This window comes from Pseudodesulfovibrio piezophilus C1TLV30 (assembly GCF_000341895.1).
Taxonomy (GTDB): domain Bacteria; phylum Desulfobacterota; class Desulfovibrionia; order Desulfovibrionales; family Desulfovibrionaceae; genus Pseudodesulfovibrio; species Pseudodesulfovibrio piezophilus.
This window is the reverse complement of sequence record NC_020409.1, coordinates 2,079,943-2,102,763: the sequence shown is the minus strand read 5'-3', so window position 1 is coordinate 2,102,763 and position 22,821 is coordinate 2,079,943. Positions and strand designations below refer to the sequence as shown.

At 54.5% G+C, this 22,821-nt stretch carries 20 protein-coding genes; 6 read left to right on the top strand and 14 right to left on the bottom strand.

Features of this window, described 5'->3' with window-relative positions:
* Positions 1-59: 59 nt before the first annotated feature.
* Positions 60-917, top strand: coding sequence for a diaminopimelate epimerase (gene dapF / locus BN4_RS10025; RefSeq protein WP_015415273.1), 858 nt, complete (start codon positions 60-62; stop codon positions 915-917).
* 122 nt (positions 918-1,039) lie between these two features.
* Here dapF and BN4_RS17200 read toward each other — a convergent pair whose 3' ends face one another.
* Positions 1,040-1,966 (bottom strand): hypothetical protein, encoded by a 927-nt coding sequence (locus BN4_RS17200; protein WP_157871341.1) that lies wholly within the window; start codon positions 1,964-1,966, stop codon positions 1,040-1,042.
* A 151-nt stretch (positions 1,967-2,117) separates the two neighbouring features.
* Between BN4_RS17200 and BN4_RS10015 the strand changes: the two genes are divergently transcribed.
* On the top strand, positions 2,118-2,342 hold the full coding sequence (locus tag BN4_RS10015) for a hypothetical protein (RefSeq protein ID WP_041720283.1): 225 nt from the start codon (positions 2,118-2,120) through the stop codon (positions 2,340-2,342).
* 152 nt (positions 2,343-2,494) lie between these two features.
* Here the strand turns inward: BN4_RS10015 and BN4_RS10010 are convergent, their stop codons facing one another.
* From BN4_RS10010 to BN4_RS10000, 3 genes are all read right to left on the bottom strand, one after another.
* Entirely contained in the window at positions 2,495-2,692 is a 198-nt protein-coding gene (locus tag BN4_RS10010; RefSeq protein ID WP_015415270.1) for a heavy-metal-associated domain-containing protein, read from the bottom strand.
* A 44-nt stretch (positions 2,693-2,736) separates the two neighbouring features.
* Positions 2,737-5,217 (bottom strand): heavy metal translocating P-type ATPase, encoded by a 2,481-nt coding sequence (locus BN4_RS10005; protein WP_015415269.1) that lies wholly within the window; start codon positions 5,215-5,217, stop codon positions 2,737-2,739.
* A gap of 254 nt (positions 5,218-5,471) precedes the next feature.
* Complete coding sequence (locus BN4_RS10000) at positions 5,472-5,885, bottom strand: hypothetical protein (RefSeq protein WP_015415268.1); 414 nt, start codon at positions 5,883-5,885, stop codon at positions 5,472-5,474.
* Between BN4_RS10000 and BN4_RS09995 the strand changes: the two genes are divergently transcribed.
* The 4 genes from BN4_RS09995 to BN4_RS09980 all read left to right on the top strand — a co-directional run bounded on the left by BN4_RS09995 (position 5,875) and on the right by BN4_RS09980 (position 10,238).
* Positions 5,875-6,153, top strand: a complete 279-nt coding sequence (locus tag BN4_RS09995) for a hypothetical protein (RefSeq protein ID WP_041720281.1) — start codon at positions 5,875-5,877, stop codon at positions 6,151-6,153. The genes BN4_RS10000 and BN4_RS09995 overlap by 11 nt on opposite strands.
* A gap of 123 nt (positions 6,154-6,276) precedes the next feature.
* Positions 6,277-7,122, top strand: a complete 846-nt coding sequence (locus BN4_RS09990) for a sulfide/dihydroorotate dehydrogenase-like FAD/NAD-binding protein (RefSeq protein ID WP_015415267.1) — start codon at positions 6,277-6,279, stop codon at positions 7,120-7,122.
* The gene (gene gltA, locus BN4_RS09985; protein ID WP_015415266.1) at positions 7,115-8,533 is read left to right on the top strand and encodes an NADPH-dependent glutamate synthase; all 1,419 of its coding nucleotides are present in this window, start codon (positions 7,115-7,117) and stop codon (positions 8,531-8,533) included. The genes BN4_RS09990 and gltA overlap by 8 nt, the downstream gene beginning before the upstream one ends.
* Positions 8,534-8,717: 184 nt before the next feature.
* Positions 8,718-10,238, top strand: coding sequence for an Lcl C-terminal domain-containing protein (locus BN4_RS09980; RefSeq protein WP_015415265.1), 1,521 nt, complete (start codon positions 8,718-8,720; stop codon positions 10,236-10,238).
* 141 nt (positions 10,239-10,379) lie between these two features.
* On the opposite strand, the gene BN4_RS09975 is transcribed toward BN4_RS09980, so the two are convergent.
* From BN4_RS09975 to hisS, 10 genes are all read right to left on the bottom strand, one after another.
* Positions 10,380-11,711, bottom strand: coding sequence for an HD domain-containing protein (locus BN4_RS09975; RefSeq protein WP_015415264.1), 1,332 nt, complete (start codon positions 11,709-11,711; stop codon positions 10,380-10,382).
* Between the two features lie 205 nt (positions 11,712-11,916).
* Positions 11,917-13,200, bottom strand: a complete 1,284-nt coding sequence (locus tag BN4_RS09970; RefSeq protein ID WP_015415263.1) for a dihydroorotase — start codon at positions 13,198-13,200, stop codon at positions 11,917-11,919.
* A gap of 276 nt (positions 13,201-13,476) precedes the next feature.
* Entirely contained in the window at positions 13,477-14,406 is a 930-nt protein-coding gene (locus tag BN4_RS09960) for an aspartate carbamoyltransferase catalytic subunit (protein WP_015415262.1), read from the bottom strand.
* A gap of 21 nt (positions 14,407-14,427) precedes the next feature.
* Positions 14,428-15,558, bottom strand: coding sequence for an amidohydrolase family protein (locus BN4_RS09955; RefSeq protein ID WP_015415261.1), 1,131 nt, complete (start codon positions 15,556-15,558; stop codon positions 14,428-14,430).
* Between the two features lie 257 nt (positions 15,559-15,815).
* A complete protein-coding gene (locus BN4_RS09950; protein WP_015415260.1) occupies positions 15,816-16,652 on the bottom strand; it encodes a DUF116 domain-containing protein in 837 nt (278 codons plus the stop codon).
* Positions 16,649-17,611 (bottom strand): glycosyltransferase family 9 protein, encoded by a 963-nt coding sequence (locus tag BN4_RS09945; protein WP_015415259.1) that lies wholly within the window; start codon positions 17,609-17,611, stop codon positions 16,649-16,651. Before BN4_RS09945 ends, BN4_RS09950 begins: the two co-directional genes overlap by 4 nt.
* A gap of 27 nt (positions 17,612-17,638) precedes the next feature.
* The gene (gene fmt, locus BN4_RS09940) at positions 17,639-18,649 is read right to left on the bottom strand and encodes a methionyl-tRNA formyltransferase (protein WP_015415258.1); all 1,011 of its coding nucleotides are present in this window, start codon (positions 18,647-18,649) and stop codon (positions 17,639-17,641) included.
* Between the two features lie 15 nt (positions 18,650-18,664).
* Positions 18,665-19,162: a peptide deformylase gene (gene def, locus BN4_RS09935; RefSeq protein WP_015415257.1), complete on the bottom strand. Its 498-nt coding sequence runs from the start codon at positions 19,160-19,162 to the stop codon at positions 18,665-18,667.
* Positions 19,163-19,531: 369 nt separating this feature from the next.
* Positions 19,532-21,361, bottom strand: a complete 1,830-nt coding sequence (gene aspS, locus BN4_RS09930; protein WP_015415256.1) for an aspartate--tRNA ligase — start codon at positions 21,359-21,361, stop codon at positions 19,532-19,534.
* A 197-nt stretch (positions 21,362-21,558) separates the two neighbouring features.
* Positions 21,559-22,800, bottom strand: a complete 1,242-nt coding sequence (gene hisS, locus BN4_RS09925; protein WP_015415255.1) for a histidine--tRNA ligase — start codon at positions 22,798-22,800, stop codon at positions 21,559-21,561.
* Between the last annotated feature and the right edge of the window lie 21 nt (positions 22,801-22,821).

Genomic DNA, 22,821 nt, shown 5'->3' with positions numbered 1-22,821 from the left:
AAGGAATTGGACGATATCTTAGAAGTCAGACTAAACAGAAAGAAATCCCGGAGAAAATAATGAATATTTTTGGTACATCCATTCCTTTTTACAAGATGCAGGGCTGCGGCAATGATTTTGTTGTCATCGATAATCGTGAAGCCAAAGTCGGACAGGAAGTCATGGACATGTGGGCCCAAAAACTCTGTGCCCGTGCATTTGGTATCTCGGCGGATGGGGTGTTCTTTTTGGAGGAATCAGATGATCCTTCCCTCGATTACCGTTGGCATTTCTACAATTCTGATGGTTCACGGGCAGAAATGTGCGGCAATGCATCGCGCTGCGCGGGCAAGCTTGCCCATGCCATCGGGCTGGCCCCGGCTGAGCATGTCTTCGGGACCGACGCCGGTCCTATCAAGGCCCAGGTTCTGGTTCATGGGCCGGATGCCGGACGTGTCAAGGTGCAGTTGACGCCACCCAAGGGATTGAAGACAAATATCAAGCTTGAGGTCGACGGAGAACCACTGACAGTGCATTTCGCGGATTCCGGCGTGCCTCATTGTGTTGTTTTTGTTGATGATGTCGAGAGTCTCGATATCATGAATCTTGGTCCGAAGCTTCGCTACCACGAGTCTTTTGCTCCGGCAGGGACCAATGTCAATTTCGCTCAGGTCAAGGATGAGAATACCCTGCTTTTGCGGACCTATGAACGGGGTGTTGAGGCTGAAACCTATGCTTGCGGTACTGGTGCCGCTGCCACGCAACTTGTAGCCAACAGTCTCGGTCTGACTGAGAGTCGGGCTGATTTGACGACCACAGGTGGTGAAGTGCTGACCGTTTTTCTGGAGGACGGCAATGTTTTTTTGCAGGGTGCGGCCGAACTGACTTTCAAAGGGGAAGTCTACCTTGGGCCTCTCGGATTGATTGAAGCTCTTTGAGAGAGAGTTTTTTAGGCCGTCCTTGTGGGCGGCCTTTTTTTCACAAACACTGTGCGCTCCAGACAAAGGCAAGGCCGGTTCTTATAGAACCGGCCTTGCCTTTGTCTGCGGACGGAGCCTGGCTAGACCGCGAGGTTCGTAAACTGAGGCTCGGCCGGGACGGACGGCTGGGTATATGCGGAAATGGCGTTCTGCGTGGCGCTTTGTGTCACGAATTCAGCCGGGTTGAACTGGTCTTCGAGTTGTGATGTCAGGTTTTGAAGAGCCGCGACATCATCCAATTCGTTCTGGAGGTCTTCGAGGAGCTGTTCGGAGACGCTGAGAGTTTCATCGGTGTCCGAAGAAGATTCGAGTGTACGAGCCAGGGATCGGGAGCTGAAACTCTGAGTGGTGCTGCTCCCGGCGGTTTCGGCCGAAGTCTCGGAGGCATAGAAGACCTCAGCCTTGCCGTTGTCGAAATAGTCATTGATTTCGCTGTTGATCCCCTGATTGAAATTGGCGATGGCCGTATCGCCTGCGGCAATCCCGAAATTGCGGTCAATGAGCTTGAGGCTGTTGAGGAGTCCCTCTCCGAGAGTTTCTTCGTTGACGCCGGAAGAAGTGGATTGAAGAATCATGCCGGACGCAGCGGCAGCGGTTTCATCCCCGTAGCGCTCACGTATCCAGTCCATGGTTTGGGCAAGGGAATCTCGAAGATCGCCTGAATCCTTGGGCTGTCCGTCGCTCTCATTGGTCGCGCCGTTTTCTTCCAGACGGCGGATGACCTCATCAGCAAAAACCGTCCCCAAAGTGATGGGCTGGCTCTGAGATGCCGAGGCGGTATCCTGCTGGATCGTGGTTCCGGCCTTGGTCTCGGTGGCAGTCTTCATGCCGAGTTGGGCGGGATCGAGACCGATGGCTTGGGCTATCTGGGCCGAGGCACTTGCCTTGGTGTTGCCCGTGGTGTTGAGCACAAAAGCGGAGCCGGTCCCGGAGTCATCGCTCTGGGCCTTGTTGACTGTCATCTCCTGCATGAAGCCGAGATTCATATGGCTGCCTTGTATTCTCATGCTTTTCTTATCGTCCGTCAGGGGAAAATCTTTATGGTCTGAATGTAAAAAAACATATCAAAGGGTTTTGAGGAGAGAGCAGGGCATGCATTTTGTAATGTCTTCAGGTGTCAGGCTTATTCTGTCACTGCTTACCTGGAGGAAATATTCTATGAAAAAGCATGTTTGTGATCAGTGTCTTCGTGTTATCGACAACACGGATTTTTTCATGGAGACCGAAGGCGGCAAAATGTGCAGTGACTGTCTGATCGAGAATGGTCCTATTCAGGCTGACTGCCTGCATTTGTTCAAGCCGTTTCGTTCCATGAGCGATGCCGAGATGCCTGGAGAGAGGCATGGTAGCCTTGGGCCATTGCCCATGAAGGATGCCTCGTGATGGGGACGAAAGCTCTCGTCCGTCTTGTTCCCCTGAGTTGTGCTGAAAAAGAAAGGGTGGCATGGACCTGATGCAAAAAGATCACAAACCTCGTTCATTGCGAAACGTGGTTTGTGATCTTTTTGCGTCAGGCTGTATTGGCCTGAGAAGGACTAGGCTTCGACTTCGAAACCGATCTTGGTGATTGCTTCCTTGACCGCGTCAGGCGTGATGGGAGTTTCTTCGGCGTATGTGACATCGCCGGAGAGCAGGTCAACGGAGATATCCTTGGCTTTCAGTGCCTTCAGAGCTTCGGTGACGGACTTGACGCAGTGCTGGCAGCTCATGCCTTTGACTTTGACTACGGGCATACTTTTCTCCTGTTTCTGTGTCGGATGACGTTGTTGATGAGCCATTATCCCTTGAAAAATCGAAGGCGCAGGGCGTTGCTGACCACAGTAACCGAACTCATGGCCATGGCGGTCCCGGCGATCATCGGATTGAGTGTCGGGCCTCCGAATATGTGCAGGACTCCTGCCGCCACTGGAATACCTATGGTGTTGAAGGCAAACGCCCAGAAAAGATTCTGTTTGATATTGCTCATGGTGGCCCGAGACAGGTTGAGAGCGGTGAGCAGGGAGCGCAGGTCGGATTTCATGAGAACCACGTCGCCGGATTCCACGGCAACGTCAATACCGGACCCCATGGCAATACCTATATCCGCCTTGGCCAGAGCCGGGGCATCGTTAATACCGTCACCGATCATGGCCACTTTTCTGCCTTGTTTTTGCAAGCGGTCAACCTCTTCGGCCTTGCGGTCGGGCAGGACGCCTGCCACCACAGTTTCGATACCCGCCTTGTCTGCCACGACCTGAGCGGTTTTCGCATTGTCGCCAGTCAGCATGATCGGGGTCAGTCCGGCTTTTTTGAGGGTGGCGATGACCTCCGGGGTCTCGTCGCGTATCTCGTCGGCAATGGCGAAAAGCGCATTGAGTCGATTTTCACTGGCAAAGTAGATGACCGTGGCTCCCTGGCTTTCGTAATGAGGCACGGCTGCTTCGGCAAAGGTATCTTCATCAAAGCCGAAGCCGTGTTCCTGCATGAAATCCCAGTTGCCGATGAGCACCTCCCGGTAGCCGATGGTCGCCTTGATTCCCTTGCCCGGAATGGCTTCGAATGCATCGGGTTGAGGGATATCCAGCTCCAGAGATTTGGCGTGTCGGACAAATGCCTGGGCAAGGGGATGTTCAGACTGGCTTTCGGCTGCTGCGGCCAGATAGACCGCCTCAGTCTGGGCCATGGTGCCGCGGACCATGGTGATGTCCGCGACTTCAGGGCGTCCATGGGTCAGGGTGCCGGTTTTGTCGAATATGACGGTATCGAGGGAGCCTGCTTCCTGGAGGGCGCGACCGGATTTGATCAGGACACCGAGTTGAGCACCTCGACCTGTGCCGACCATGATCGAGACCGGTGTTGCCAGTCCCATGGCACAGGGGCAGGCAATAACCATCACAGCCACGAAAATACGCAGGGAGAAGGGGAATCCCGCACCGCTGAGATACCATGCGGCCCCGGCAATGAGTGCAAGGGTCATGACAGTGGGCACGAAATAGAAACTGATGGTGTCGGCCATATTGGCAATGGGTGCCTTGGACCCCTGTGCTTCCTGGACCAGGCGAATGATACGGGCCAGCATGGTGTCCTGCCCTACTCGTTCGGTAGTAATTGTCAGTGCGCCATGGGTGTTGAGCGTACCTCCGGCAACGGAATCCCCGATATCCTTGCCCACAGGCATGGGTTCTCCGGTCAGCATGGATTCATCCACGCTGGACCGGCCGTCCGCGACAGTCCCGTCCACAGGGATGCGTTCTCCGGGCTTGATAAGCAGAGTATCACCCGGTTCCACTTCATCAACGGATATGGTCACCTGTTCGCCGTCTCGAAGCAGAGTTGCCGTGTCCGGGGTCAGTTGCATGAGGGAGCGGATGGCATCGGATGTTTTGATCTTGGAGCGGGCTTCAAAGTACTTGCCAAGGGAAATCATGGCAATAAGCACGGCAGCTGATTCGAAATAGAGGTCCATGGCATGCGCCACGGGATCACCGAGGCCTGTGGCAATGGCAATGGTGTTCCAAAGGGAATAGACAAATGCGGCCCCTGTTCCCATGGCGACAAGAGAATCCATGTTTGGCCCGCCACGAAGGAGTGCCGGGATACCTTGAAGATAAAAATTCCTGCCCGACCAGACGACCGGGAGGGTGAGCAACAGTTGCACTCCCGCAAAAGTCTGCGGCGCATGTATGGGATCAAGCCAGAGTGGCAGGGGCATACCCCACATATGACCCATGGAGAGGATGAGGAGGGGAAGGGCGAAGAGAAAGGCGGGGATCATCTCGCGTTTTTGTGCAGCCAGCTTTTCCTCGGCCTCACGGCGGCGAGTCTCAAAAAGGTTGGAGCCTCCAGACTGAACCTCGGATGTAAATCCGGCACCACTGATAGCCTGCCGAATGTCCCGGCGCGAAACCAGTGCCGGGTCGAAAATAAAGGAACCTGTGTTGGCGGCCAGGTTGACGCTGGCCTCATTGACGCCGTCCAGGTTACCGGTCACTCGTTCTATCCGGGATGAACAGGCCGCGCAATGCATGCCGCCGAGTTCCAGATGCAGGGATTCCAGGCCGGAATCCTGGGGGAAAAGGGCTTCGAAACCAAGCCCCTTGATGCGCTCGGCCACATCCTCAGTGCTGAGTTTGTCCGGGTCATATGTCAGGGAAAGGGTTTCGGCCGCGAGGTTGACCGGAGCCTCTTCCACGCCTTCCATGCCGCCGACCACTCGTTCGATACGGCCTGAGCAGGCTGCGCAGTGCATGCCTTTTATCTGTGCTTGAATCGTTTTCATTGAAAATCCTTCTCAAGAGGTGCTGGCCCCATAATGCGCACTCGAAGAGGGTTTGGCAAGGGGGGTGAAGCCTTCAATGAGTCTTCTTTATCATTATGATATCCACGGAATCTGGAAGGAAGATATTTTCAGGAGATTCAGAGGGAGTGAGCCTTTTCCGAGGCTCTCTTCTTTCGATGCGAAAGAGAGAAGAAAAGACGTGGGGGGGGCAATCAAGTTGCGAGCATTTGGTGCGGTGATGAGGGAAAGGATGTTCAGACCACGGCGGCCAACATATTGCCGGGAGGTGGCAATATGTCTTCAGTGGACTTGGCATAGGCGGTCATGGCGTTTTTGACCTGGTATTGAGATGGCCTGGAAGTGGTTTCCGATGGGGGGGAAAGATCACGATAATCCGCGCCTTCAGTGCCGATCTGGGCACGCAGGGTTTCCACCTCACGCGCTGCATCAAATGACTTCTCCGTCTGTTCCCGGTCGCTGACATCGCGTGACAGGGAGGGATCAAGCACCGTGCTGCTCGATTCGAAATCCAGCCCGAACTTGCCCAGCCGAAATCCGAACGAGGTTGTCTTCACACTGGCCTGAGGCTCTGTGCGTTTTGTCTCGACGGGCTTTTCAGCGGCAATGTTCTTGCTGTATTGCTCAGAGGCGTGTGAATTGATTCTCACGCTTCTCCCTGTGGCTATGGAAGAGGCGACAAGAGAAGAAACGGCGGTCTCTCGCGTCGTTGTTGACGGAACCGAAGTGCTCCCTGTCCTCTTCGCGGTGTCAGCACCAGCCCTTTTCCTTGCACAAAAAAGGGCCGTGGCGCAGTCCATCGCAGCCCGGCCATCCCTGCGGCATTTGCCGCGCTCATTCCTGAGGGATCCGTGGTTTTCCGCTTCCCGTCCGTGGGAATTGGCAAATCGTCATATGATCAGCTCCATTATACTATAGGCGCTCGTGCCGGTTTTGACAACCCCACAACGAAAGGCTAGTAGCTTTGGTTTTGCCGTCGAACACCGTACGCGTTCCAGGCATGTCACCACAGAGTGAGAGTTTCAACTTCGGAAGGTTTCCATGGGCTACAAGATTTTGCGGAAAGAAGAGCTGATTCCGGGGCAAACGACCATGCTGGTCATTGATGCGCCCCAGATCGCAGCCAAGGCCAAGCCTGGCAATTTCGTCATGATGCGCACCAGCAGCAATGGTGAACGGGTTCCCTTGACCATTGCGGATTGCGACAAGGAAAACGGGACGATCACCATTGTTTATCTCGTTGTCGGCAAGAGCACGGCAGAGATGAATACCCTTAGTGAAGGTGATGAATTCATGGATGTCTGTGGTCCTTTGGGCAAGGCCACCCACATCAAGCAGTCCGGGACCGTGGTCTGTGTGGGCGGCGGAACAGGCATCGCGGCCATGCACCATATTGCCAAGGGACATGTGGAAGCCGGAAACCGTGTCATCGCCATTGTCGGGGCACGGAGTAAGGACTTGCTCCTTTTCTGTTCCGAGCTGTCTTCATTCTGTCCCGAGCTGCGTATCGCCACGGATGATGGGAGTGAAGGGCACAAGGGGTTTGTGACGGAAATCCTTCAGGACATCCTGGAGACCGAAGATGACGTGGCCGAGGTCGTTGCCATCGGCCCGGTCCCCATGATGGAAGCCGTTTGTCGCGTGACAGAACCTTTTGGCACCAAAACCACGGTTTCCCTCAACTCCATCATGGTGGACGGCATCGGTATGTGTGGTGCTTGCCGCTGTACTGTGGGTGGCAAGACGCTTTTTGCCTGTGTGGACGGCCCTGAGTTTGATGGACACAAGGTGGATTTTGGCGAATTGAAAGCCCGTCTGTGGCAGTTCAAGCAGCAGGAAGGGGAATCCATGGAACGCTTCAGCAAGGAGTGTCAGTGCAATGGCTGATGTGAAAAGGAAAAAAATGGTTCAGCCACGCGTGGGGATGCCCCATCAGGATGCTGTGGAGCGTGGCTCGAATTTCCATGAGGTGGCCCTGGGCTACTCGCGGGAACAGGCATTGCTTGAAGCTGGCCGGTGTCTGCAATGCAAGAAACCCCTGTGCCAGGAGGGGTGTCCGGTCAATATCGACATTAAGGGGTTCATTGCCGCCCTATGTGATGACGATCTGCATCAGGCGTATGATATCATTCGCAGGACCAATTCCCTGCCAGCGGTCTGTGGCCGTGTCTGCCCGCAGGAATCCCAGTGCGAGGGCAAGTGTATCTTGGGCAAGAAGCATGAGCCTGTGGCTATTGGCCGACTGGAGCGATATGTGGCCGATACCTTTGCTGCGCAATCCGCTTGTGAGGCTGTGACCGACCTTTCTACCTGTGCCCTTGAGCGTGACGACCTGAAAGTCGCCTGTATCGGCGCGGGACCGTCATCCCTGACCGTGGCCGGGTATCTGGCCGGGCGTGGTATGAAGGTGGATGTCTTTGAAGCTCTGCACGAGCCGGGGGGAGTGCTTATTTATGGCATCCCCGAATTCCGTCTGCCCAAGGACGTGGTCGCCCGCGAATTGGAGGGGCTCAAGGAACTGGGTGTGACTTTTCGGACTAACTGGGTGGGCGGTCAGACTGTCACCATTCAGGATTTGTTCGACGACGGATACAATGCCGTTTTCATCGGGGTGGGAGCAGGCCTGCCCCGATTCCTGAATGTCGAGGGTGAGAATCTTGTGGGCGTGTTCTCGGCCAATGAATATCTGACCCGAGTCAATCTGGGGCGGGCCTATGATTTTCCCAATTACGACACTCCCGCCTATCGAGCCAGGCGCGTTGTTGTCCTGGGCGCAGGTAATGTGGCCATGGATGCAGCTCGCACCGCCCTGCGAATGGGAGCGGAAGAAGTCTCCATTGTCTATCGCCGCAGTGAGGATGAAATGCCCGCCCGTCGTGAAGAGATCGATCATGCCGTGGAAGAAGGGATCAAGATTCGGTGTTTGTGTGGTCCTCTTTCCTTTCATGGAGATGAGAAGGGCTGCCTGACCAGCATGACGGTCCAGAAAATGGCTTTGGGTGAGCCGGATGAGTCAGGTCGTTGCTCTCCGGTCTGCCTGGAAGGGGAAACCGAGGAGGTCGCCTGTGATATGGCGATTATCGCTGTCGGCACCCGGCCCAACCCGATTTTACTGGAAGCGACGCCGGATCTGACTCTGAACAAGTGGGGCTACATCAAGGCTGATTCCGAGACCGGTGAGACGAGCATCCCCAATGTCTTTGCCGGGGGAGATATCGTTACGGGCGCTGCCACGGTCATTTCGGCCATGGGCGCTGGTCGCAAGGCTGCCAGTGAGATAGCCAAACGACTTCTGTAGTCGAAGAGAAAAAGCATCAAGCAACGCCGGAACAGAACCCTGTTCCGGCGTTTTTCTTTGTGAGGCAGATGCATCTGCTTTGCAGGATTCAAAAGTTGATTTTCTGAATGCCACTGAAGAAAAGATGAGGGAATCGTGTAACGCATGGACACGCCATTCCGATTACTCAGGAATAGGAGACCTCATGATTCGAACCACGTTGTATACCATACTCATCAGTTTATTCGTTGTGACAGGGCAGGCAAAGGGGGAGTCGTACCCTATCGTCGACACCGGGCAAAACGCCTGCTTCAACAATTCCGGTCAGATCGATTGCCCGGCTCCAGAGGAAATATTTGACGGTCAGGATGCTCAATACAAAGGGCACGCAGCCCGGTATCAGGATAATGGAGACGGGACGGTCAGCGACCTTGTCACCGGATTGATGTGGGTCAAAGAGCGGGGGTACAAGATCTCATGGAGTCTGGCGATGAGCGAAGCCGCCACGTGCCGGGTCGGAGGCTATTCGGATTGGCGTGCTCCTACCATCAAGGAGTTGTATTCGCTCATTGATTTCAACGGATGGGTGCAGGGGAACGAACATGATTCCATTCCTTTCATCAATACCCGGTATTTTGATTTCAAGTATGGCGATCCTCGAATCGGGGAGCGTCTTATCGACAGCCAGGACTGGTCGTCCACCAAGTATATGGGAACAGTCATGGGTGGGGAAGAAGCCGCATTTGGTGTCAATTTTGCCGATGGCCGTATCAAGGCGTATCCGATCAATGGTCGAGGGCAATGGCATAACAAGTATATTCGGTATGTTCGCGGCACCTCGAAGTACGGCAAGAATTCTTTTGTGGACAAGGGAGACGGCACTGTCGAAGACAAGGCCACCGGATTGATCTGGCAACAGAAGGATAGCCGTGATCCTCTGGATTGGGAGTACGCCCTGAATTATTGTTCCGACCTCGACCTGGCTGGGCGCACTGATTGGCGTCTCCCCAGTGCCAAAGAACTCCAGTCGATCGTTGATTACTCCCGCAGCCCGGAATCGACGGACTCCGCAGCGATTGATCCGATTTTTTCCGTGACCGACAAGAATGCTTATTTTTGGACATCAACGACGCATCTCGATGGTCCAAAGCCGAGTCGGGCCGTTTATATCGCCTTTGGCCGAGCCATGGGATATTTTGCGCCGCCCCGGAGTCAGGCTGCCAAGCGGTTTCTTGATGTTCATGGAGCGGGCGCACAACGCAGTGATCCCAAGGCGGGCAATGCGGCCAAGTATTCTCAGGGTCAGGGACCGCAAGGGGATGATATCCGCATTCTCAATGCCATTCGATGCGTGGCCGGGGGGGGCGTGGAATATTATGAGCCAATATCCACTCCCATCCCGGACTGGACCGGGGTGGAGCACCCAGGCGAAGAAGTGGCCCCACTTCCCGAACATAAATCGGGATATGGTCCTCCTCCGGGAGAGCCTCATCACCGGGGTGGACACGGCCCCATGGACACGCACCGCATGCACGGGCAGGAGCCCATGCTGCATCACTCCCCGCCACCTGAAGCCATAGAAGCGTGTCGAAACCTTGTTGAGAACAAGGCCTGCACCGTGGATGGTCCCCGTGGAGCGCTTTCCGGTCTCTGTCGTGACACTGGGGAACTCCTGGTGTGCGTCCCTGTCCACGGAAGGCCCGGCGTGCCACCGCATCGTCAGTAAAAATAGCACGTTCCCGAAAAAACGCCGTGTTTCAAAAGAAGCACGGTGTATATCCGTCTCGGGAGTTGTTGTCCCAAAACAGAAGTCCGCTCTGTCTTTGTAGACAGAGCGGACTATCAGTCGTTGGAAGTACTTTTCGGATCAGATTTTGTTTTTACTCACGTAGTCGTAAACAAATTGTTCCGCTTCGTCGTCGGTATTGACGTTTCCGGCGATCTGGGCTTTCAGCAGGTCCTCGCGAATCTTGCCGATGATTGGGCCGGGATTGAGCTGTGTCATCTCCATGATTCGGTTGCCGTCAAGCATGGGTTCGATTTCGTTATCTGGAATATCCGCGCGTTCAGCCATCTTGAGGTTGTGGTTGAATTCGCGCCAGGAGCCATCGCGCGACTTGATGTCGGCTTTGACCATCTCCATGATGCGTGGGTATTCATCCAGAGACCGCAGGCGCCGGATTCCCTTGTCTGTCAGCATGAAATGCGGGCGCATATGGTTTTGCACCAGATCGCATATCAGATCGATATCCTGCTCTTCGAAGCGCAATCTTTTCAGAATGCGGCGGACAACTTTGGCTCCGACTCTGTGGTGCTGAAGAAAATTCCATTTATCCTCATAAAACTCGGCCGTATAGAGTTTTCCGACATCATGGAAGAGACAGGCGACAGTCCCTTTCCAGTCGTAGGGTAACTCTTCCGGATAGGTCTGCATGACATTGAAGGTGTGCTCCAGAACGGTTTCCTCAGTTCCTTCTTCCGAGTTCCTGATCTGTTTGACTCTGGAAAGGGCTGCGACCTCGGGAATCAGGCCGTGCAAGAGCATGGAGTCAAAGAGCAGGTGGAAGAAACGATGCATGGATTCCGCTTCAACCTTGTGCCATTCGTCCAGGAAATCGGCCATGGGCACGAATTCCAGGATATGCCGTGAGTTGCGCACGATGGCAACCCATGAGTTGGCTTCGATTTCCTTGTCGAAATTGGCGGCAAAACGCATGGCGCGGTATGCCAGGGAATAATCTTTTTTCAAGGCTTGGTCGGAATCTCCCTTGAAACGAATCTTGCCTTCGGCAAAATCCGCAAAGTCGGCGTAGGTATCCTTTGCCTTGGGAATAAATGGACAGACCGAGGAAAGGGGAATATCGCCTCGCTTCTCAAGTCGTTTGAGCAGTCGGGGGGTCATGGAAGCCACGGCCTCGCCCACATAGGAGGCATCATCCACGTCGGCGGCATAGAAGTAGAACATGACATCACCCTCTTTCAGGGTGCCTATGATGCCTTTGTCCTTGGACTCTTCCATGGTGGGAAAATATTTTTGCAGCTCTGCCAGACTGGCATCGGTGCAGATATCGAGTTCTTTTTCCTCGCCCGATTCGTCGAGGGTCAATGCCTGAAGACGGATATTGACAACATATGCGTCATACCCGTTGCGCATGATGGTTTTACAGAAGCCGACTGCATCTTTGAAAGGTTGACTCATATTCCTTCCTCCAGGCCAAGTGGAAACATCTTCAATGTGAAGCGGGGGAAAAGTCATTCCGGGACGTTTGTTCTGCGTTCCGAACTCGACTTGCAAACGGCTTCACTCTCCGTGTTTCATGATCGGCCTGTATTTTTTATAGTATAAGGACCTGGATATTCTGACTGACATCTTCACGGCAGTGCCGTGAATACCACTGCCCGGTCTATACAATCTTTTTGCCCTGAATGAAATGGGTTTTTACCCGCCCTTTCAGGGTTTCGCCAAGTAGAGGCGTGTTTTTGCCCTTGGAATGCAGCGTCTCTGCCGTGACGGTCCATTCCTCTGCTTCATCGAACAGGAAGAAGTCGGCAGGATCGCCTGGAGTGAACGTATTGACAGGCAGATTGAAAATGGAGCAGGGAGCAGTTGTCCAGCCTCGGAGAAAAGCCGCTTTGTCAAGCGCTCCATCGCGGACCAACTGCCATGTGACAGACAGCGCTGTATCCAAGCCGCTGATGCCGCATGGCGCAACATCAAACTCGGTCTCTTTTTCATATCCTGCATGGGGAGCATGGTCAGTAGCCAGGCAATCCACGGTCCCGTCATTAAGGGCGTCGAGCATTGCCTGTCGATCATCCTCTGTCCGCAGGGGCGGGTTGACCTTGGCATTGGTGTCGTATTCCGATGCGTCCTGTTCCAGATATTCCTCGGTAAGCAGCAGGTAATGGGGAGCAGTCTCGGCTGTGACCTTGACGCCCCGTGCCTTGGCAAATCGAATCAGGTCCACTGATTTTCTGCATGAAATATGGGCCAGATGAATCGGCAGATTCAGATATTCAGCCATGAGGATGTCCCGCGCAACCTGCAAGGCTTCGGCGACATCCGGTTGAGCGGGTAATCCCAGTCGGCTTGAAACCGCTCCCTCGTTTACGCCCGCTGCCACCCCCAGATACGGGTCTTCGCAATGGTCGATGACCACACGGTCCCAATCTGATGCGTACTCCATGGCCCTTCGAAAGAGTTCTGTGGATTTAACCGGCACTCCATCGTTGGAAAAAGCGGCACATCCAGCCTTGGCCAGTTCGGCCATTGGTGCCAGTTCTTCGCCTTTCAGTTTTTTTGTCAGAGCGCCGATCGGGAATAACCTTGGGCCATTGGGCCAGTATTCACGCGATTTATCCAGCATCAGCGCCGTGACCGAGTCGTCATCATTGATCGGTTTCGTGTTCGCCATGCACATGATATTGCCGAAACCACCCCAGGCTGCGGTGCGCAACCCCGATTCAATGTCTTCCTTGTACTCGAATCCGGGTTCGCGCAAGTGGACATGGACATCCGTCAACGACGGCAGCACTGTCAGCCCGTATGCTTCCTCAATCTGCGCATCTTCTGAATCAAGGTGTTTGACAGAGTCCTTGACTTCGACAATCGTGCCCTTGGAGACAAAAATATCCACGTCCCTCTCATCTAGTTTTGCCCTGTGTACGATCAAGTCGATTTTTGCCATGATAAGTATCCTCCTGGTTGCCATCGGCGACCTTGCCGTGGGCCTCTGCGAATCCTAAGCTCCTCTTGAAGAAGGTTCTTAGGATTCTCCCAAAAAATTAGATGTTCAAGGCCAACATGTTCGACGACCTTTTCCTCTGTCTTTCCGCCCGTTCCGGGTATCATGTATTCCACTGGGGCACGCAAGAGGCTTGATTTCTTGCCCTCCCCGGTGGCAAAATGACCGGTCTCTCGCCATCCAAAGCGGTCTTGCCTCGTGGCTCTTCCTGGCCTCTTGTTACTCATCGCCTTTGCGGGTCATGTACAGAAAGAGCAAGGCCATTCTGACAACAACGCCGCTGGAGACCTGATCGAGGATAAGTGAATCCGTGCAGTCTGCAAGGGCGGAACTGATTTCGATCCCTCGATTGATGGGACCGGGATGCAGGATCTTGACTTCGGGGTTGGCGACATCAATGTGCCGAGGTCCGAGTCCGTACGTTCGTGCGTATTCGCGGAGGTCAGGGAGCAGACCGTCGTGCTGGCGTTCCAGTTGGAGCCGGAGACACATGACGGCGTCCACTCCTTTGCATGCTTCAGTGAGGTCGGAATACACCTCTGCCTGCCAGTGTTTGACGGCTGGGGGCAGCAGGGTTCGGGGGCCACAGAGTCGAACTTTTGCACCGAGTTTATTGAGCAGGATGACATTTGACCGGGCGACCCGGCTGTGGGCGATGTCTCCGAGAATGAGAATGGTCTTGCCTGCCATGTCGCCCCATTCCTGATGCAGAGTGAGGCTATCGAGCAATGCCTGGGTGGGATGCGCATGGCGGCCATCTCCGGCATTGATGATGGAACAATCCAGTCGATCCGCCAGAAAACGGGCCGCTCCGCTGCACCAGTGCCGGATGACGATGGCATCCGGTGCCATGGCTTGAAGCGTCAGAGCTGTGTCCTTGAGGGTTTCCCCTTTTTGCAGGCTGGACGAACTCTTGGCCAGAGAAAAGGTGTCGGCGGAGAGCCTCTTGCCTGCGACGTCGAAGCTGGTCTTGGTGCGTGTACTCGGTTCGGCAAAGAAGAGGACGACACTCCGCCCTTTCAGTGTCGGTACCTTCTTGACCGGCCGTTCCTGAAGTTCCTGAAAGCGACCTGCTGTTTCGAAAATCGCCATGACTTCAGCGTGGGAAAGCTGGGAGACGTCCAGTAAATCCTTGTGTAGCCATTTCATACCTATGCTGCCTCCAACATGCTAGAAAAGCTCATGTATCTTATTGGGAACAGTCGAGAAAACAGCGCGTTTCCCCGGTTCCAGAGTCCCGAGTTCGTGATCTGCACCCAATATCTTTGCAGGGGTGCGGGTCAGCATGGCAAGCAGGGTCTCATAGGAAAGCTCGCCATTGAAGTTGTGTTTGAGATAGACTGCCTCATTCCATAAATCGAGATCGTGATTCGATGCCAGTGAATCCGTGCCGAGGCACAGAGGAGTTCCTGACGCATGCCATTTTTCCCAGGGGGCTTGTCCTACGCCGATGAATTCATTTGAGCGTGGGCAGAGGCAGACCGTGGCACCGGACTGCCGGATTGTTTCGATATCCTCATCCGTAACCTTCACGCAGTGGACTGCCAAGGTGGACGCATCCAGTATCCCCAGTGCAGCAGCTTGCTGAACTGGACGTTTCTTAGGCGGGATGAAATCGAGCAGTCGACCACGGGCATTGAGCAGGTCGAGAAATTCACTGGGTTCACCTGCCATGATCGCGACTTCATCATCATGCTCGGCCAGGTGAAGCGAGAAGGGGAGATTCTTATGGCGGGCCTCGTTCTTTGCCGCCTTCAAGACGTCAACATGGGTGGTGTAGAGGGCATGCCCGGCCACGGACATGACCCCGTTGTGAAATTCGCCTGCCGGTATGAAGGTCTTCCTGGGGATGGTTTCACCAATGGCTTCCACAAATACGGCAAAAAAAAGACCGGAAGTTTCAAAGACTCCGGCCATGTGTTTTGCAAAACGAGTGGCGATATCCCCGACCATGACGGTCCCGGTTCGTTTGAATTCTTCGGTGGCTCGTTTGAGCGCCTGATCGTCCAGTTCGAAAATGGGTTGACCGAGCAGGTTTTCCACCCATGCGACAAATCCCGCGCCGGACGGGCATTTGCCACGCAGGTGAGCCAATTCGAGGTGAGAGTGGGCGTTGATGAGTCCCGGTGCGAGAGTCACATCGCCTAGGTCTGTGACTGTTCCGGTAAATGAGGATTTGAGGTGGTTGAATACACCGACCTCCTTGATAATTCCCGCTTCGGTTATAATGGCGGCATCGTCAATGACAGGTGCACCGGGAATCATGGTCGCGGCTTTGGCCGCACGAAATAATTCAAGCATTCGCTGGTACTTACTTTCCCTTTTGGGGGCATATGGTTCGGTGACGTGTCCGCGGACGGACTGAAAGTAGTTGGTACTGTTTTTTGTCTTCGGGGTAAAGTAAAAATGCCCGAACCTTTCACAGTGGGAGCAATGAGGTGTTTCCGAATCTCGTGAAATATCGGTTTTGCCGCTCTCTTTCGGGCCTGTGTTTTCGATGAATCGGCATGGTGAGGAACAGGACCGTATACGGCAAGAAGGTGTTTGCAGCAGGAGGCTTAAAGCCGCGTCCCCTGTGCCGTGGAAATGGTTTTTCCCAGACCCGATGTCATACCTTTGAGGTATTTCGGCTGAAGAAAACGGTGCAGGGCTTCTTCGAGGAGCGGGTGCGCCACTGTGGTGTCAAGACAGGGACCATGCGGCCGTTCATTGAGAACACCGAAGACGGGCAAGGGAAAGGTGTCCTGTATACCGCTGGCGAGGTCTCGATAGCAGGCCACGGCAATGATCATCCGGGGGCGCATCTGTACCACTATCCGCCGGGCGATGGTGCCGCCAGTCGCCACCGCCAGATTCACGCCGTACTTGTCGTGCAGGTCCAGGAGCCCGGCAATGGGACACTTACCGCACCGATTGCAGTTGTTGATGTCATACGTCAGCCTGCGGTCGCATTTCGAGTTTTGTAGGCAATGGGGCATGAGGAGAAGGATATCTTCGGGCTTGTACCGGCCTGCCTCAGCCTGCACCAATTCATTATTGACACTGACGAAGGAGAGCATGATGTTTTCTTTTTCAATCTTCAAAGCTCTGCCCAGAAGGACCATGACGGGCAGGAACAGTTTGATTGTCAGGCCGCGGAATCGACGAGAACCGGGGACCGGTTTGTGGGTGATGATGTTCAGAAACAAGCCCCAGTAGGCAACGCAGACCAGTGAAAGCAGCGCGAGGACCAGTCCGCCAAGAATCCAGGACGCGGCTGGATGAATATTTTCCAGCCCTATGAACGGAACGATCCAGAGTGAGGCAAGAAAGAGGCAAAAGACAAAACAGGTTCCACTGATGAGTCCGATAAAGAGCCTTTTTCTGGCTCGCCGTATGGAAGTCGTCTGTTTCATGCTTGGGTGTTCTTCAGGCCCATGACAGCCTGGAAGACGGTTTCAGGGTTGAAATCTTGTGCAAACAGGATAGTGCACCCTGTTTTATGAATCGGTTTCCACTTTGTGTAATTGGCCTCGTCATCCTTGTATACCACCAGGCGGGGAACTTCCCAAGCGCAGGCCAGGTGGGCTGGCCCAGAATCGTTTCCGAGGAAAACCGAAGCATTGCGGATAAGCTCGCTGGTGTTGGCGATGCTGCCTGTATAATAATGGATATGGGAACCGGATGGGATGGCCTTGTTCACGGCCTCTTCTTCACACGGCATACAGATGATGAAGACCGGCGCGTCCTCGGCGAGGCGTTGGGCAGCCTGAGCATAGACCGGGAGGCTCCAGTCCTTGCCATTCTGTGAATTTCCTGTGGGGTGGAGGACGAAATAGTTTCCCGGTACAGCACCCGCCTGCTCGATGAACCGGGTCATGGCTGCATTGGCCTCTGTACAGATGTTCAGCCTGGGCCGGTCGAGTTTCACGGGACGTCCGAGCATTGCTTCCATAAGCAGGGCACGGCTTTCAAGACGGTGGACAGAAGTGTCTTCCTCCAGCTTCAAAGTCAGGTGCTGGGGTGACCCTTTCAGCCGAAACCCGGCTCGATCCGGGATTCCCGCAAGCCGGGCCAGCAGTTCGTTGCGGACTCCTTTGCGCAGGTGGAAGGAAACATTGTATCGGGTTTTTCTCAATTCGAGCAACAAGGATAGCTGCTGGCGAAGAGAGTCTTTTTTCTTGTTAAAAACATGAATGGTGTCCACGTTGGGGTCATGGAGAATCAGCGTTTTGCCCACGCTATCAACCACCATGCCGACGTGACATCCCGGATAATTCTGCTTGAGCCATGCGGCTGCCGGCATGTTGAATAGTGTATTGCCGAGCATGCCGTTGTTGAAGATCAGGAATCGTGAAGGCCTGGATGCGTTCATGGTATACCCTGAGTGTTGCAGATGGGACTATTTGCAGGCCTTTATATAGCCGCACGAAAAAGCTGTGGCGTCCATAGCTTTCTTTCCCTGAGGTTTGACTTCGGGTGTCAGGTAGAGTTTGTCCTGTGTCGTGATGGCGAGTTTGCCGTTCATTTCACCGAGGACGGTGCCGGGATCGATACCGGGGGTTGTTTTCTCGCCGATCTCACCGGGAGAAACGTGGAGTCTGATGGTTTTCCCTTCGGAGTTGGTCCAGTCGAAGAAAGCTCCGGGCCAGGGGTACATGGCGCGAATCTGGTTATGAATCGACTGCGCCGGGCGGTTCCAGTCTATTTGGCCTTCTTTTTTCTCCAGTTTTCGCGCATAGGTCGCGATGGAGTCATCCTGCGGAGCAAGAGTGTATGCTCCGGTTTGCAGACGGGCCAAGGCCTCACAGAGGCAGATTCCACCGAGTTTTGCCAGTTCATCATGGATGGTTCCGGCATGATCATTATGTCCGATACGCAGAGCGCGTTGGACCATGACCGGACCGGTATCCAATCCGGCTTCCATCTTCATGATCGAGATACCGGTGACCACATCTCCATTTTCGATGGCACGCTGGATGGGTGCGGCACCGCGCCATTGGGGCAGCAGGGAGGCATGAACATTGAGCGGATGAATGGTCGGGATATCAAGGACTGCCTGGGGCAGGATCAAGCCATACGCGGCGACGACCAGGACATCGGGTTCAAGGGATGCCAGGGTATCAATGTCGGCCTGTTCCTTGAAATTCACGGGCTGGTAGACCGGGATGGAGTTTTCAAGGGCGACTTTCTTGACTGCTGAGGGAACGCATTGGCGGCTGCGCCCGCACGGGCGATCCGGTTGGGTATACGCCCCAATGACATCCGCCCCATCAAATTGCAGCAGGATACTCAGGATTTCAGCGGCAATGTCGGGAGTTCCCATGAAAACTATTTTCAGAGCCTTCAAGGGGATTGTTTCCTTGGGGATCGGCTCACCGTCTCGCAACTGGCTCACATCAAATTCTTCCATTCTACTTGTCCCGTGTTATCGCTTCCACTTGAGAGCTTTCTTTCTGTAAATGGTCTGCTTCAGCCGACCAGTCCTGTCTGCGAGAGTCACGCCGTCCAGATGGTCGATTTCATGTTGCAGAATGATAGCCAGAAAACCGTCCGTCTCCAAGCATATTTCATTGCCCTCTCTGTCCAGAGCATTGACCTTGACACGTTCTTTACGCTTCACTGTGACATTGAGTTCCGGGCAACTCAGGCAGCCTTCCTCGCTATCGACCTGACCATCGCATTCGACGATTTCCGGGTTGATAAGCACCCGCAGGTCTCCTCGAAGCTTGGGACCGCTCTGGTCCACACATATCAGGCGAATGGATTCACCCACCTGAGGCGCGGCCAGTCCGACGCCATCGGATTCGTACATTGTCTCTATCATGTTCTCAATGAGTTCCTGCAACTCCGGTGTCACTTCGGTGACTGGTTTTGCCTTGGCGGATAAAACCTCATCAGGCCATGTACATATTTCCAATTTCATATTTTTTGCCTCCGGTGGTCGGGGAAGGGAAGAGGAAAACAGGGGTTTTCCTCTTCCCTTCCCCTCCACCATTTCATCTCCGGTATCCTTGTCCTCGTGTGCGGAAAAGGGAGGAGACAGGTCATTTCAATCATGTCTGCGACGTTGTCGGTCTCTTCTATATTAATAACTACGGAATTTCAAAAGGCGAGTTCAAGACATGAGGATAGGGACGCTTCAATTCAGAAGAGTCTGTAATTTTTTGATAAATACAATACTCCTGTGTGGGAATCAATGCGCCGCCCGGAAAACGCCAGAGGTGACGATTTCGCCGGGCGGCGAGGATGTCCTTGATGGAGGGACCATTTTCGGGTCTCTTCCCAGAATTTATTAAGCGTCTTCTTTTTTCTTTTCGCGCAGTTTGACTCCGAGTTCCCTGAGCTGTTTGCTGGGAACGCTGGAGGGGGCTTCAGTCATCAGGCAGGTAGCCCTTTGCGTCTTGGGGAAGGCTATGACATCGCGAATGGACCGGGAGCCGGTCAGGATCATGATCAGGCGATCCAGGCCAAAAGCGATTCCTCCGTGGGGCGGTGCGCCGAACTTGAGGGCATCCATGAGAAATCCGAATTTCTCGCGGGCCTCCTCCTCATTAATTCCAAGGGCTGCGAACATCGCTTCCTGCTGCGCCGGGGTGTGGATACGGATGGAGCCGCCGCCGATTTCATGGCCGTTCATGACCAGGTCATAGGCGCGGGCAATGGCTTTACCGGGATCGCTGGTCAGAATTTCCATCTGGTCGGGCAGGGCCGACGTGAAGGGATGGTGACGGGCGACATAGCGTTTTTCATCGGCATCGTATTCAAGAAGCGGGAAATCAGTGATCCAGACCGGGGTGTACTCGTCATCCTTGATCAGGCCAAAGCGTTCGCCCAGTTCACAGCGCAGGTTGCCGAGCGCGGCATTGGCGATGTCGGCGGCACCGGCCTGGAAGAAAAGGATATCCCCGGGCTGGGCGTTGGTCCGTTCACGCAGGGTGGCGACTTCTTCTTCGGAGAAAAATTTGACGATGGGGGATTGCCATTCGCCGTCTTCCTTGACCTTGATCCAGGCAAGTCCCTTGGAGCCATATATCTCGACATATTTGGTGTATTCGTCGATTTCCTTGCGGGATAATTCGGCACCACCGGGAACTACCATGACCTTGACCAGTTCAGAGGAAGCAAAGACCTTGAAGCCGGACCCTTTGAAGACATCGGTAATGTCGATGTGTTTGAGGCCGAAGCGAAGGTCGGGTTTGTCCACGCCGTAATCACGCATGGCATCGGCAAAGGTCATGCGCGGGAACTCTGCGGGCAGGTCCACGCCGATGGTCTCTCTGAACAAGGTCTTGATCATTGTCTCGGCCATGTCCTGTACAGCCGCTTCGTCAACAAAACTCATTTCGATATCGATCTGAGTGAATTCGGGCTGGCGATCGGCGCGCAGGTCTTCATCGCGGAAGCACTTGACGATCTGGAAATAGCGATCCATACCGGAGACCATCAGCATCTGTTTGAAAAGCTGGGGAGACTGCGGCAGTGCGAAGAATTCACCCTGGTTGACGCGGCTGGGGACCAAAAAGTCACGCGCTCCTTCAGGGGTGGACTTGGTCAGTACCGGGGTCTCGACTTCGAGGAAACCGAGGCTGTCCAAATAGCGGCGCACGGACTGGGCGGCCTTGTTGCGGATAATGAAATTGCGGGCCAGTGACGGGCGGCGCAGGTCGAGGAAGCGATACTTCAATCGCAGATTCTCTCCGACCTCAACACGGTCCTCAATGGGGAACGGCGGGGTGTCCGAGGTGTTGAGCAACTTGTAGTCGGAGACTTCGATTTCAACTTCGCCGGTGACCATGCTTGAATTGGCCATGCCTTCAGGACGGGGGCGGACCTTGCCCTTGATGGCGATAACGTATTCAGGGCGGATGGCGTGAGCGCGCTCATGCACTTCGGCATTGTCTTCTGGATTGAAGACGACCTGGGTCAGGCCTTCACGGTCGCGCAGATCGATAAAGATCAGGCCGCCATGGTCACGGCGAAACTGGACCCAGCCCATGAGGCAGACCTCTTCATCCATATTGGCGGCGGTCAGTTCATTGTTATGGTGGCTTCGCCGCCAGCCTGCGAGGTCCTCGATGACGCGAAATTCGTTGTAGTCTCTTTCTTCCTGTTGCTCAGACATGACTTCTCCAGTCTCTCTCGTATTTTAAATAGCGCTTCGGCCAAACCCCGGTGGGGCGGCCCATGATTCCTGTTCAGTTTCAAACCATTCGGAGTGAAGGTTTTCCTGGCCTGTCTTCAGGGTAAATCTCTGAAAAACGACAGGTCCATCCTCTGCGACATCGAACCATTGCCCATGCCCTTCACTCCTGCGAAAAATTACAGACTGGCCAGATAGAGTGCGCGATCCAGCGTTTCCTGTTCCCGTTCATCATCCATGTACTTGACGGTGACGGTCTTGTTGGCCCTTTCATCCCCGCCCATGATCAGACATGTTTTTGCGCCGGATTTGTTGGCCGCGCGCATGCGGGATTTCATGGAACCGCCAGAATAGCTGGCATCCCCTTTCAGCCCCTTGTCGCGTAACTGCTGGGCAAAGAGCATGGCATCATTGGCCGCGTCCTGGTCCACGACAGCCAGGTAGAAATCCGGGCGTTCGGCGTCCATCTGGTCAAGCAGCAGGGCGAGACGTTCCATGCCGCAGGCAAAACCAGTGGCAGAACAATCCGGGCCGCCGAGATTCCTGATCAGACCGTCATAGCGTCCGCCACCGGCAACCGCCGTCTGGGAGCCGATGTCGTAGGAAGCGACTTCAAAGCAGGTGCGGACATAATAGTCCAGCCCGCGCACCAGTCGGGGATTGAGTTCATAGTCGACACCTGCGCCGTCGAGGATGGTCTTGACGTCCGTGAAGTGGGTTTCACATTCCTCGCACAGGTGATCGGTGATGATCGGTGCATCCTTGACGAGCTCCTTGCAAGTGGGAACCTTGCAGTCAAGCACGCGCAGGGGGTTGGTCTCCATGCGGCGTTGACAGTCCTCGCAGAAATTGTCCTTGTCCTTGGACTTGTAGAAGTCGATCAATGCCTGCTTGTAGGTCGGGCGGCAGTCAGGGCAGCCAAGGGAATTCAGCTCGATGACCAGTTTGGTCAGTCCCAGTGAGTTGAGAAAGGTGCGCAGCATCAGGATCAACTCGGCATCGGCCTGGGCCTCGGGGGCACCAAATATCTCCGCGTTGAGCTGATGGAATTGCCGCTGACGACCTTTTTGGGGTCGTTCATAGCGGAACATGGGACCGAAGGTGAAAAATTTCGAAATCTTTCCAGGCTGATGCGTCTTGGATTCGATAAAGGCACGCACAACCCCGGCTGTGGCTTCGGGGCGCATGGTCAGCGAGCGGTCCTTGCGGTCCGGGAAGGTAAACATTTCCTTGCCGACAACATCGGTGTCTTCCCCGATGGATTTCTGGAAAAGTTCGGTCTTTTCAAGGATCGGTGTCCGCAGTTCTCCAAAGCCGTAGCGGGTGAAAACCTCGCGTGCGGCCTTTTCCATTGCGGTGAATTTGGCTGCCTCTTCAGGAAAGAGGTCCACGAATCCCTTGATTTTTTGTATCTTCGACATGTCTGGTCCATATCCTTCAGT